Origin of the sequence: Flavobacterium crocinum, assembly GCF_003122385.1 — a bacterium.
Lineage (GTDB): Bacteria > Bacteroidota > Bacteroidia > Flavobacteriales > Flavobacteriaceae > Flavobacterium > Flavobacterium crocinum.
This window is the reverse complement of record NZ_CP029255.1, coordinates 3,284,906-3,297,077: the sequence shown is the minus strand read 5'-3', so window position 1 is coordinate 3,297,077 and position 12,172 is coordinate 3,284,906. Positions and strand designations below refer to the sequence as shown.

Below are 12,172 nucleotides of genomic sequence, written 5' to 3'. Positions count from 1 at the left end.
ACTAAATTTGTCAAGACAAAAATTTTCATTAAAATGAAATCACTTCTTAAAAATGCCAGAGAGCAAAAAGGTTTAAAAACTCGTGAATTGGCGCAACTTGCAGATATTGATCAGGCATTGATCAGCAAATTCGAATCAGGAACCAGAAAACCAACTAAGGAACAGGTTATTAAGCTGTCTCAGCTTTTAGAAATTGATTATGAAACTTTAATGATCGCCTGGCTTAAAGAAAAGATTCTTTATGAAATTGGCGATGATGAACTCGCCTTAAAAGCTTTAAAAGTTGCTGAAGATGAAATCAAATACAACAAAACAGTTTCAAATCTTAAATTATCTACTTCATTAGAAAAAATTCTAAAAGAAATTGATGCCTTAAAAGAAAAGTTAAATTCTTACCGCGAGTATGACAGCTTTAAAATAAAACAGGCTTTAGAATTGGAATATACTTTTGAAAGCAATCGAATTGAAGGAAATACAATGACACTTCGTGAAACAGATATGGTCATCAATGAAGGTTTGACGATCTCCGGAAAAAGCATGCGGGAACATCTTGAAGCTATAAATCATCAGGAAGCAATTGGTTTTATTAAAGATTTAATAAATAAAAACAACTCTTTAAACGAACGAGATCTTTTATCTATTCATAATCTAGTTTTACGAGGAATTATTCCCGAAGATGCAGGACGTTACAGAAAAGTTCAGGTTATGATTCAGGGAAGCAGTCACATGCCTTCACAACCTTTAATAGTTCCACAGGAAATGGAAGAATATTTTGTTTGGTATGAAATCAATAAAAACAAACTACATCCTATTATTCTAGCGGCAGAAATGCACGAACGTTTAGCTACAATTCATCCCTTTATTGATGGAAACGGAAGAACTTCGCGATTAATTATGAATTTAATTTTAATGCAAAAAGGATATCCAATTGCTAATATAAAAGGTGATTACGAAACTCGTATGCAATATTACCAGTCTTTAGAAATTGCTCAAACTAAAAAAGACAAAGAAGATTTTTTTCTGTTTATCGCTCAAAAAGAAAAAGAAAGTCTGGAAAGATATATTTCAATTCTTACCCAATAAAAAAGCCCGTTCAAAACGGGCTTTCTCATTAGTTTTTATCTTCTAACAAAGGAACAAATCGAAACTCTCCAAACTCATGTTTTTCGAATTGCGTTTCATTTTTTCTAATTAACAAAGTCATAATCTGAACATCTTCTCCCAATGGAATAACGAGTCTTCCTCCTATTTTCAATTGTGCCATTAATGGCTGTGGAATAAAAGGCGCACCCGCTGTAACTATTATGCTGTCAAAAGGCGCAAAATTTGGAAGACCTTTATAACCGTCTCCAAAAGAAACATGTTTTGGACGGATATTTAATTTCGGAAACAAAATAGAAGTCTGTTTAAACAATTCCTTTTGTCTTTCTACCGTATAAACTTTTGCTCCAAGATGAAACAAAACGGCAGTTTGATATCCAGAACCCGTTCCAATTTCCAAAACTTTATGTTCTTTCTGCACTTCTAAAAGCTGAGATTGGAAAGCAACAGTGTAAGGTTGCGAAATAGTTTGGCCTGCACCAATAGGAAAAGCCTTATCCTGATAAGCGAAATCTTCAAAACTAGAATTCAAAAAAAGGTGTCTTGGGATTTTTTTTATCGCATCCAGAACGTTTTTATCAGTAATTCCTTTTTGCTCTAAAGTAGTTACTAATTGATTACGAAGTCCTTGATGTTTGGCAGTGTCTTTCAAAATGGGTAGGTTTTATTTTCGCAAAAATAAGAAAGAAAACAGGATTTCAAATATTGATTTTAAATTAAAAAAGGTTAAAGGTTAAAAGTTATGGGTTAGGGGTTAAAAATCGTAAAGCACTATCAATAACTCATCACTCATAACTTCCAACTCATAACTTCCAACTCACAATTCACAATTCCATAAATTCATTTTCACGGTAAACAAATAAATTATATTTTTGTTTAAAATACATTCTCATGTTAAAAGTAGGAGTTTTAGGTGCTGGTCATCTTGGTAAAATACATTTACGCTTATTACAACAATCTGACAAATACGAATTAGTTGGATTTTACGACGAAAATCAAGAAAATGCCGAAAGAATCTCAAAAGAATTTGGCTATAAAAATTTCAGCACAATTGCAAAACTTATTCACGCTGTCGACGTGATTGACATTGTTACTCCTACGCTTTCGCACTACAAATGCGCTAAAGTTGCCATCAAATCAGGAAAACATATCTTTATTGAAAAACCAATTGCCAATACAGTTGAAGAAGCCGAAGAAATTATTGCTTTAGCAAATGAATACAACGTAAAAGGACAAGTTGGTCACGTAGAGCGCTTTAACCCTGCTTTTATCGCTACAAAAGAAATGATCGAAAACCCGATGTTTATAGAAACGCATCGTTTGGCAGAGTTTAACCCACGTGGTACAGACGTTCCTGTAGTTTTAGATTTAATGATTCATGATATCGATGCAATTTTAAGCGTTGTAAAATCTAAAGTTAAAAGTATAAACGCAAGTGGCGTTTCGGTTATTAGTGAAACGCCTGATATAGCCAACGCCAGAATCGAATTCGAAAATGGTTGTGTTGCCAATTTAACAGCCAGCAGAATTTCAATGAAAAACATGCGAAAATCTCGTTTCTTTCAAAAAGATGCCTACATCTCAGTTGACTTTTTAGAGAAAAAATGTGAAGTCGTTCGTATGAAAGACGCACCTGAAGTTCCTGGAGATTTTGATATGATTTTGCAGAATGCAGAAGGCGTAAAAAAACAAATCTATTTCACCAATCCAGATGTGGAACAAAACAATGCTATCTTAGACGAATTAAATTCGTTTGCAGATGCCATTAACAATAATACAACTCCAGTTGTTACACTTGAACAAGCTACAGACGCATTGCGCGTGGCGTATCAAATTATTGAGTGTTTCGATAAATAATTAGAAAAAAAATCAAAATAATTAGCCACGAATTCACGAATTAATTGGTGATTTCGTGGCTAAATCATAAAAAAATATCTAGCAAAAAATGAAAACAATAGCTGTAATTGGCGCAGGAACAATGGGTAACGGAATTGCCCATACTTTTGCACAAAGCGGATTCACCGTAAAATTAATCGACGTTTCAGAAAAATCATTAGATAAAGGAATGGCAACTATTGCAGGCAATTTGGAGCGTATGCTTGCAAAAGGAACAATCACTCAGGAAGATGTTGCGAAAACAATCACTAATATTATTACTTATACAGATTTAAAAGATGGTCTTGTTGGCGTTGATTTAGTTGTAGAAGCAGCAACTGAAAACGTTGAATTAAAACTGAACATTTTCAAACAATTAAACGAATACTGTTCTCATAATACGATTTTAGCAACTAATACTTCTTCTATATCAATTACACAAATCGGAGCTGTTGTAGCACATCCTGAGCGTGTTATCGGAATGCATTTTATGAATCCGGTACCAATTATGAAATTGGTTGAAATCATTCGAGGCTATAATACGAGCGATGAAGTAACCAAAATCATAATGGATTTAGCTGAAAAATTAGGTAAAGTTCCTGTTGAAGTAAACGATTATCCAGGTTTCGTAGCAAACAGAATTTTAATGCCAATGCTAAACGAAGCAATCGAAACGTTATACAATAAAGTTGCTGGTGTTTACGAAATTGACACCGTTATGAAATTAGGAATGGGGCATCCAATGGGACCATTACAATTAGCCGATTTTATTGGTCTTGATGTTTGTCTTGCCATTTTAAATGTAATGTACGATGGATTCAAAAATCCTAAATATGCTCCTTGTCCACTTTTAGTAAATATGGTGAGAGCTGGAAAACTGGGAGTAAAATCTGGTGCAGGATTTTATGATTATAGCGAAAACAAAAAGGCTGAGAAAATCTCTAAGCAGTTTTTATAAAAAGAATTATTATGTCGATTCAATCGAATTTAAATACAATTAAAGCTACTTTACCTGAGCACGTAACTCTAGTTGCCGTTTCAAAAACAAAACCTGTATCCGATTTGATGCAGGCTTACGAAGCTGGTCAGCGCATTTTTGGAGAAAACAAAATTCAGGAAATGACTGAAAAATGGGAGCAAATGCCAAAAGACATTCAATGGCATATGATTGGTCATGTTCAGTCGAATAAAGTCAAATTTATGGCGCCTTATGTGAATTTAATTCACGGCGTTGACAGTTTGAAATTATTACAGGAAATCAACAAACAAGCTTTAAAAAATAATAGAACTATAGATTGTCTTCTTCAAATTTATATTGCCGAAGAAGAATCCAAATTTGGTTTGGACGAAAACGAATTAAATGAACTTTTAACTTCTTCGGAGTTCAAAGACTTGAAAAATATTCGTATCTTAGGTTTAATGGGAATGGCAACCTTCACAGAAGACCAAAACCAAATTAAAAAAGAATTTACCCATTTAAAATCGATTTTTGATTCGATAAAAGAACTGAAAACTGAAAACTGCCAACTGAATACTATATCAATGGGAATGTCCGGAGATTATAAACTAGCAATAGAATGCGGAAGCACAATGGTTCGCATTGGAAGTAATATTTTTGGAGGAAGATAATTTTTTAAACCACAATCGTAAGGAAGCATTTGTGTCTTTACAGAAAAACTGAACACTAATTTCGATTTCAATCGAATCTGAACACTGAATACTGAATTTGTACGCAATACTTGACATAGAAACCACCGGAGGACAATTTAATGAAGAAGGAATTACCGAAATCGCCATCTATAAATTTGATGGACATGAAGTAGTTGATCAATTCATTAGCCTTGTCAATCCTGAAATTCCGATTCAGCCCTTCGTAGTAAAACTGACCGGGATAAATAATGCCATGTTGCGTTCTGCTCCAAAGTTTTATGAAGTAGCCAAACGTATTATAGAAATCACCACAGATTGCGTAATTGTAGCTCACAATGCTTCATTTGACTATAGAATCCTACGTACAGAATTCAGACGTTTAGGCTACGATTTTGAAGCCAAAACACTCTGTACTGTAGAATTAGCTAAAAAGTTAATTCCAGAACAACCCTCTTACAGTTTAGGAAAATTGGTGCGTTCATTAGGAATTCCAATGGCAGACAGACATCGTGCCAGCGGAGACGCTATGGCTACAACTAAGCTTTTCAAAATGCTTTTAGAAAAAGATGTCGAAAAAACCATCGTAAAGGATTTTATAAAACTCGAAGTAGAAAAAGGAATTTCTCCAAAATTCTTAGATATTTTAAATCAAATGCCGGCTAAAACTGGAGTATATTACATCTACAAGGAAGACGGAACTTTAATTTACATTGGCAAAAGCCAAAACATTAAAAAAAGAGTCAATCAGCACTTTACTGGAATTACCACTAAAAGCAAAAGAATTCAGGCCGAAGTCTTTACGATTACGTATGACGAAACCGGAAGCGAGCTAATAGCGCTTTTAAAAGAAAGTCAGGAAGTCAAAATCAATCGTCCCCGATACAATCGCTCACAAAAAAAATCAGTTTTCCCTTTTGCATTATATGCCGAAAAAGATTCAAACGGTTATATCAATTTAAAATTAGAAAAAGCAGACGGACGTAAAAAAGAAATTACTTCTTACGCATCATTGCAGGAAGGCAAAAATGCGCTTTTTAAAATTACAGCAAAGTACCATTTGTGTCAAAAACTGACCGGTTTATATCAAACCAAAAAAGAGTGCTTTCAATACACAATCAAAGAATGTGACGGTGCCTGCATTGGCAAAGTGACTCCCGAAATTTACAATTTAAGAGTACAGCAATTCATCTCAGAAAATAGTTTCGAAAACAAAAGCATGATTCTGGTAGACAGAGGAAGAAATGTAAACGAACGAAGTGCAATCCTGATTGAAAACGGAATCTACAAAGGTTATGCGTATTATGATCTGAATTATCAAATCACCAATATTGATATCCTGAAAAATATTTTGGTTCCAATGCAACACAATCGCGACGTAAAGAATATCATTCAAAGCTATATCCGTAAAAGCAAATCGCTAAAAATACTTCATTTTTAACAAAACCAAACTTTCATTATCTTTAAGGATATGAAAAACAAAAAATCACAATACGAAATCTTCAGGGAAAAAGTCAAAATCGTTCTATATGGCACTAACACCATATTAGGAAGAATGTTCGATTTAGTATTGCTGGGTTTAATCTTATTGAGCGTTCTTTTAATAATGCTTGATACTGTCGAAGGAGTCAGTTCTAAATATCATGAACAATTATTGATTTGCGAATGGATAATCACCGTATTTTTCACCATCGAGTATATATTGAGAATTATTTCCATTCAAAAACCCGTTAAATACGTTTTCAGTTTTTACGGAATCATCGATTTGCTTGCCGTTTTGCCCATGTATTTGTCCATCTTTTTCCCTGGTGCAAGTATTTTATCAATCGTGAGAGCATTGCGTTTTCTTCGTTTATTCAAAATTTTGCATATTCCACAAATCAACCATCAATCCCTGCAACTAAAAGAAGCAATAGAAGCCAGTAAAGAAAAAATTCTAGTCTTCATTTATTTTGTATTAATCAGTACCGTCATAATTGGAACAATTATGTATCTGGTTGAAGGCAGAGAATCTGGATTTACAAGTATTCCAATGGGAATTTATTGGACAATAGTTACCTTAACAACAGTCGGTTATGGAGATATTTCTCCACAAACTCCTCTTGGACAATTCATTGCCGCTTTTGTAATGATTTTAGGGTATGGAATCATCGCGGTTCCAACCGGAATTGTAACTGCCGAATTCGCCAAAAGCAGTATGAGAAACAGTACTGTAAGCGGGAAAAAAACATGTCGAAAATGCCAGTCTCAAGTTCACTTCGATAACGCTAAATATTGTTATGAATGCGGAACCGAATTACCAAATAATTAATTTTTAGAAGCTAATCCAGCTGTACATTCCAACTCCTCCTTATATTTGTAATTTTTTAAGGCATAAAAGGAGCTTCCGTTGGTCGCTCTTTTACGCCAAAAAAATTAAACAAATACAAGTCCGGGGTTTCCATTTCCATCTGGGCTAAAAACTATGAAATATCTAATTACCATTGTCGGACCAACAGCGATAGGCAAAACAGCCTTGAGTATCGCTTTGGCACAACATTTTAAATGCGAAATCGTTTCGTGCGACAGTCGCCAATTCTTCAAAGAAATGACCATCGGAACCGCAGTTCCAAGTCAGGAAGAACTCAATTCAGCAAAACATCATTTCATTCAAAACAAATCGATTTTTGAGAATTACACTGTTGGCGATTACGAAAAAGAAGCCTTAGCCAAAATCGAAGAATTATTTCAAAACAATGATTTTGCAATTCTTATTGGCGGTTCAGGATTATACGTAGATGCAATTTTAAAAGGTTTCGACGAATTCCCCGAAATAGATCCCGAAGTTCGTTCTAAAGTAAATTCAAATTACGAAAAACTAGGAATTGAATATCTTCAAGAACAATTGAAAAGTTTAGATCCCGAATATTATCAAAAAATAGCTTTAGAAAACCCGCAGACTTTACAAAACCCACAACGAATGATGCGTTTTGTAGAAGTTTGTATTGGAGCTCAAAAACCGTATTCTTCTTTTTTAAATCAGAAGAAAAACAATAGAGACTTCACTCCTATTTTAATTGGTTTAGATGCAGACAGAGAAATCATTTACAACAGAATCAACCAACGTGTTGATATTATGATGAACGAAGGATTACTTGAAGAGGCAAAAGCTTTGTATCCTAATAAAGCGTTAAATGCGCTCCAAACCGTCGGTTATAGAGAATTATTTAGTTATTTTGATGAAGAATTCACTTTGCCTTTTGCTGTAGAAGAGATCAAAAAAAACACAAGACGATTTTCCAAAAGACAATTAACATGGTTCAAACGAAACGAAAATACAAAATGGTTTGATTACGCAACAGATAGAAAAGAAATTATAGTTTACATAGAAAATCTTCTAAAGTAAAAAGTCTATATTCTTTCTTCCATATTTTATTCTCTGAGGTAAAAATCTAAAATCAGCAATCTAAAATCTAAAATCACAAAATGCCAATATCTCCGAATTTCACATCAGTTTTAAGCAAAGACTGGGAAATCAATTTCACACAATGCACGCCAACCGGATTCCTAAAATATACCGATTTGTGTAATATTTTACAATTAACCGCCGCTGCACATTCTGAAGTTGGAGGAATCAGCTTTTATGATATGCAGGAATTTCATCAAGCCTGGGTTTTAAGCCGAATGCGCGTTGAAGTCCACGCTTTACCAAAATGGCAAGATGTTGTAACCGTAAAAACATGGATTAACAGCTTAGAAAATTCACGTTCTGTTCGTGCCTTAGAAATGTATGTAAACGGAAAAAAAATAGTGGGCTGTGAAACGTATTGGGCTGTTTTCAATACACTGGCACGTCGCCCCGAAGCTTTGGCTCTTCCTTATGAACATTTCGAATTATTCCCTGAAAACAGAGCTACTGAAGAAGGTTTTTCTAAAATAAATATCAACCACGAAAAAGAAGCGGTTTTTGAAAAAACAGTTTATTTATCCGATTTAGATATTGTAAATCACGTCAATAACGTAAAATATCTGGAATGGTGTTTGGATCACGTTGATCCAAAAAGAATCCTAAAACAAGAAGTTAAAAGCTTTGAAATGAATTTCATGAAAGAGCTTTCATTACAAGATAATGTTGTAATTCATGAAAGCGAAGACGACGATCATACCACAGCAACATTCAGCATTACAAAAGACGAAAAGACCTGTTTTGCTTTGGAGTTGCATTGGAAGTAAACTGCAATCCCATCCTGCAAGGTTTCCAAAACCTTGTAGGTATAAAATATTAGAATTTAAATAACAAACCTACAAGGTTTTGAAAACCTTGCAGGAACCCATACTAAAAAAAAACGATGCAAATTGCATCGTTTTTTTTATCAAAATCATTTCGATTTCTTTTTAGAATCTTTTTTAGTTTTCTTTTTCTTCTTTTTAAGCAAATCAATTTTATTCTCAATTCTCTTCTCAACATCTGCAATATCAGATTCATAATTGAATTGCAATAAATGAATTTTTGCATTTTTAATTTCATTTAATGCTTTTTTAAACTCATTTTGTGCTTCTAAAAGAATGGCTTTCTTGACATAAATCTCTGATTTATTAATTCCTTTTACCGTTAAGGCAAAATCAATCAGTTTTCGTGCTTCTTCATAATCTTCATTTAAAATCAATGTCTTTAAATAATACGGATACACTTCAAGAGCATGAATATTAATCGATAAAGCTTGTTGAAAATAAGATTTCGCCTCTTCATAGTTCATTAATTGTTCTGCCTGAATTCTTCCGTACAAACATAAAACCATTGTATTTTTATCATCATAAGAAAAAGCGTAATCTAAAGATTCTATTGTTCCTTCCAGCCAAAACGGATAATTATCCAAGGCCTGAAAAAGGTATTTATCAGTTGTTTTCATTTCGTAAATCGTTTTTTAATTTCTGACGAGTTCCTTTGTAGCTTTTCGCTGCTTTATCCTTTTTAAAATCACTTCCAGTAAACACTCTTACCGGATTTCCACGCTCAATATTGAGCTGATTTTCCCATTGTTTGCCCACGTGATTTTTAAGCTGAACCAGTTTCTCGTCTTCTAGTTTTTTTAATAATCTTTCTGTTGCCAGTTTTTTGTTTTGATGTTGCGAACGACTGTCCATAGCAACAACCGCAATTCCAGTCGGAATATGTGTTGCCCGAATTGCCGAACTTACTTTATTCACATGCTGACCACCAGCGCCGGAACTTCGCATAGCCTGATACTGAATATCATTTTCTGAAACTGACGCATTTTTCTGCTGTTCAATTTCAAAAATTCCAATAAACCAGTTTTTACGTTTGTGCATTTTCCTAAACTGACTTTGCCCAATCCATTGAATGGTTCCGATCCACGATTTCACAAACTGATCTGCATTTTTTCCTTTAACAGAAATCGATGCAGTTTCAACTGTTCCGTTTTCTTGGCCAACTTCTCTTTGCAGTAAAACTGTTTCTAAATTCTGTTCGTGCGCTTCATCCAAAACTTTTTTAAGCACTTGGGCGACAACCCAAGTGCATTCTGCAGGTCCGCGACCAGCCGTTATCTGAATTATTCTTTCCATTTTCAAATCTCTCTTTTTAGCGGTCCATTCTAACAATTTTTGGCGTGAAAGTTCCCAACACGTCCACTAATTCAGTTTGGTTTGCCATTACTTTTGTAATGTCTTTGTAGGCCATCGGCGCTTCATCAATATTTCCTCCTATCAAGGTTACATCATTGGCTTTCAAAACCTTTTTGATTTCGCTTTGCGTAAAAGTACTTTTGCATTTCGCTCTCGAAAACAAACGTCCCGCACCATGCGAAGCAGAATTCAAACTTTCTGGATTTCCTTTACCTTTTACAATAAAACCTGGTGCGGTCATCGAACCCGGAATAATTCCTAATTGCCCTTCTCCTGCAGGTGTTGCACCTTTTCTGTGCACAATACATTCCTGACCATTTACCATTTCTTTCCAGGCAAAATTGTGATGATTTTCAATCGTTATTACTACTCTTTTTCCAATTGCTTTGGCAATTCGTCTGTGAATATCATCATGGCAGGCTTTGGCATATTCTCCAGCTAAATTCATCGCCAGCCAATATTCCTGACCATCATGCGTATTCAAATCCAACCAAGCCAAATGTTGGACATTCTTTGGTAATGGACATTGTTTTGTTGCCAAATACGTATAATGCTTCGCAATATTTGCACCCAATCCACGAGAACCGCTGTGTGAAAGAACAGCAAAATATTCGCCTTTTTCCAATTTCCATTCGTTCTCAGGATTATCGATTTTAGCAATTCCAAATTCTACAAAATGATTTCCTCCGCCAGATGTTCCTAATTGTTTATAGGCTTTTGGAAGAAGATTTTTCAATAACGGAATATCTCGAAATCCACTATTGTAAAACACCTCATGATCTACACGAGAAGCGTGCGTTTCATACATTCCGAACTTTGTATTGTCTTTTAAAATTGCTTCCAACTGATGCTCTTTTCCCTTAAAATGAGAAGCTGGCAAATCAAAAATCGAAAGACTCATTCGGCATCCAATATCAACACCAACTCCATACGGAATTACAGCATTATCTGTCGCCAAAACACCGCCGATCGGTAATCCATAACCTGAATGTGCGTCCGGCATTAAAGCTCCCGCAACCGAAACTGGCAGTTTCAACGAATCATACAATTGAAATTTTGCCTGATCGTCGATTTCATTTTCTCCAAAAATTTTAAACGGTGCTCTAGTATTTTTAAGCTGATGCATTCTTACTTGAACAGGCTTAATCAAACCTTCAGCTACCTTTCCCCAAGTTCCGTTTCCTTCGTACTTTTCAGGATTAAGCAAAACATCTTTTGCTTCTGTTAGAATAGATTCTTTTTTTTCTCTTTTTCTATATCTGTTTATCTGCCCTAAGGCAATGTTTATTGAATTGTTCTTTGGAAAACCCAATTTAATCAGGTCTTTTCCAGATAATTTATTTCCCATGATTTTTTTTATATCGTTGTTGTGCAGAATAAATCAACTTGAAATCTAAAAGAGATCAAAATGAAATAAACATGCGAAATTTTCTATCCTTTCGGATAAATGCTAAATGTTTTTCGGGAAAATTTTGAAGTGTCTAGAATAAAAAAAGCCCGAAACTAAATGTCTTCGGGCTTTTTATATATCTAAAAAAGTATTTCTAAGATTGAAATAAGCCACGAAGAAGCGCTGCACCAAATCCGTTTGGTGTGAAGCTTTGTGATGTCAATGTAAGTACAAACATTATTTCTTCGTTTTTAAAGGGTTATTATTTTTTTCGTGTGCAAATATTGTGAATTCTTTTTTGATTTTCCAAATTTATTTTAAGAAAATTCATCAAAAAGAGCTTTGCAAAATTTTACTTTTTTCAAAACAAACAACATATATTATTACAAATCAACAAATTACACTTAAAAAAAGTTAACTATTTTTTTTGCTTTTTAAAACATAAAATATGAAAGTAATTCTCCAACTGGAATCCAATCTTTGTAGAGTTACTTGCTAAGATTTCTCCTTCGTCGAAATGGCAAGATTGGGTAA

Annotated in this window: 12 protein-coding genes; 8 read left to right on the top strand and 4 right to left on the bottom strand. The window is 34.3% G+C overall.

Features of this window, described 5'->3' with window-relative positions; genetic code table 11:
- Nucleotides 1-33: 33 nt before the first annotated feature.
- Nucleotides 34-1,083: a Fic family protein gene (locus HYN56_RS14820; protein ID WP_109192885.1), complete on the top strand. Its 1,050-nt coding sequence runs from the start codon at nucleotides 34-36 to the stop codon at nucleotides 1,081-1,083.
- Between the two features lie 28 nt (nucleotides 1,084-1,111).
- On the opposite strand, the gene HYN56_RS14815 is transcribed toward HYN56_RS14820, so the two are convergent.
- Nucleotides 1,112-1,753, bottom strand: a complete 642-nt coding sequence (locus HYN56_RS14815) for a protein-L-isoaspartate(D-aspartate) O-methyltransferase (RefSeq protein WP_109192884.1) — start codon at nucleotides 1,751-1,753, stop codon at nucleotides 1,112-1,114.
- Between the two features lie 239 nt (nucleotides 1,754-1,992).
- Here HYN56_RS14815 and HYN56_RS14810 point away from each other — a divergent pair, with 239 nt between their 5' ends.
- The 7 genes from HYN56_RS14810 to HYN56_RS14780 all read left to right on the top strand — a co-directional run bounded on the left by HYN56_RS14810 (nucleotide 1,993) and on the right by HYN56_RS14780 (nucleotide 8,835).
- A complete protein-coding gene (locus HYN56_RS14810; RefSeq protein WP_109192883.1) occupies nucleotides 1,993-2,958 on the top strand; it encodes a Gfo/Idh/MocA family protein in 966 nt (321 codons plus the stop codon).
- Between the two features lie 88 nt (nucleotides 2,959-3,046).
- A complete protein-coding gene (locus HYN56_RS14805; RefSeq protein WP_109192882.1) occupies nucleotides 3,047-3,934 on the top strand; it encodes a 3-hydroxyacyl-CoA dehydrogenase family protein in 888 nt (295 codons plus the stop codon).
- Nucleotides 3,935-3,945: 11 nt separating this feature from the next.
- Nucleotides 3,946-4,605 (top strand): YggS family pyridoxal phosphate-dependent enzyme, encoded by a 660-nt coding sequence (locus HYN56_RS14800; RefSeq protein WP_109192881.1) that lies wholly within the window; start codon nucleotides 3,946-3,948, stop codon nucleotides 4,603-4,605.
- Nucleotides 4,606-4,702: 97 nt separating this feature from the next.
- Nucleotides 4,703-6,064, top strand: coding sequence for an exonuclease domain-containing protein (locus HYN56_RS14795; RefSeq protein WP_109192880.1), 1,362 nt, complete (start codon nucleotides 4,703-4,705; stop codon nucleotides 6,062-6,064).
- Nucleotides 6,065-6,094: 30 nt separating this feature from the next.
- Nucleotides 6,095-6,934, top strand: coding sequence for an ion transporter (locus HYN56_RS14790; protein WP_109192879.1), 840 nt, complete (start codon nucleotides 6,095-6,097; stop codon nucleotides 6,932-6,934).
- A 153-nt stretch (nucleotides 6,935-7,087) separates the two neighbouring features.
- Nucleotides 7,088-8,008, top strand: coding sequence for a tRNA (adenosine(37)-N6)-dimethylallyltransferase MiaA (miaA, locus tag HYN56_RS14785; protein WP_109192878.1), 921 nt, complete (start codon nucleotides 7,088-7,090; stop codon nucleotides 8,006-8,008).
- An 80-nt stretch (nucleotides 8,009-8,088) separates the two neighbouring features.
- Nucleotides 8,089-8,835 carry an acyl-[acyl-carrier-protein] thioesterase gene (locus tag HYN56_RS14780; RefSeq protein ID WP_109192877.1) on the top strand — a complete coding sequence of 249 codons (747 nt, stop codon included), beginning with the start codon at nucleotides 8,089-8,091 and terminating at the stop codon, nucleotides 8,833-8,835.
- A 146-nt stretch (nucleotides 8,836-8,981) separates the two neighbouring features.
- On the opposite strand, the gene HYN56_RS14775 is transcribed toward HYN56_RS14780, so the two are convergent.
- The 3 genes from HYN56_RS14775 to HYN56_RS14765 are packed head-to-tail and all read right to left on the bottom strand — an operon-like array spanning nucleotide 8,982 to nucleotide 11,596.
- Complete coding sequence (locus HYN56_RS14775) at nucleotides 8,982-9,512, bottom strand: hypothetical protein (protein ID WP_109192876.1); 531 nt, start codon at nucleotides 9,510-9,512, stop codon at nucleotides 8,982-8,984.
- Nucleotides 9,499-10,188: a peptide chain release factor H gene (prfH, locus tag HYN56_RS14770; protein WP_109192875.1), complete on the bottom strand. Its 690-nt coding sequence runs from the start codon at nucleotides 10,186-10,188 to the stop codon at nucleotides 9,499-9,501. The genes HYN56_RS14775 and prfH overlap by 14 nt, the downstream gene beginning before the upstream one ends.
- Nucleotides 10,189-10,204: 16 nt before the next feature.
- Nucleotides 10,205-11,596, bottom strand: a complete 1,392-nt coding sequence (locus HYN56_RS14765) for an RtcB family protein (protein ID WP_109192874.1) — start codon at nucleotides 11,594-11,596, stop codon at nucleotides 10,205-10,207.
- Between the last annotated feature and the right edge of the window lie 576 nt (nucleotides 11,597-12,172).

Bases quoted from the DNA above. Each gene is read 5' to 3' on its own strand.
- HYN56_RS14820 (WP_109192885.1), top strand. From the start codon at position 34: ATGAAATCACTTCTTAAAAATGCCAGAGAGCAAAAAGGTTTAAAAACT.
- HYN56_RS14775 (WP_109192876.1), bottom strand. From the start codon at position 9,512: ATGAAAACAACTGATAAATACCTTTTTCAGGCCTTGGATAATTATCCG.
- prfH (WP_109192875.1), bottom strand. From the start codon at position 10,188: ATGGAAAGAATAATTCAGATAACGGCTGGTCGCGGACCTGCAGAATGC.
- HYN56_RS14790 (WP_109192879.1), top strand. From the start codon at position 6,095: ATGAAAAACAAAAAATCACAATACGAAATCTTCAGGGAAAAAGTCAAA.
- HYN56_RS14805 (WP_109192882.1), top strand. From the start codon at position 3,047: ATGAAAACAATAGCTGTAATTGGCGCAGGAACAATGGGTAACGGAATT.
- HYN56_RS14780 (WP_109192877.1), top strand. From the start codon at position 8,089: ATGCCAATATCTCCGAATTTCACATCAGTTTTAAGCAAAGACTGGGAA.
- HYN56_RS14800 (WP_109192881.1), top strand. From the start codon at position 3,946: ATGTCGATTCAATCGAATTTAAATACAATTAAAGCTACTTTACCTGAG.
- miaA (WP_109192878.1), top strand. From the start codon at position 7,088: ATGAAATATCTAATTACCATTGTCGGACCAACAGCGATAGGCAAAACA.
- HYN56_RS14765 (WP_109192874.1), bottom strand. From the start codon at position 11,596: ATGGGAAATAAATTATCTGGAAAAGACCTGATTAAATTGGGTTTTCCA.
- HYN56_RS14810 (WP_109192883.1), top strand. From the start codon at position 1,993: ATGTTAAAAGTAGGAGTTTTAGGTGCTGGTCATCTTGGTAAAATACAT.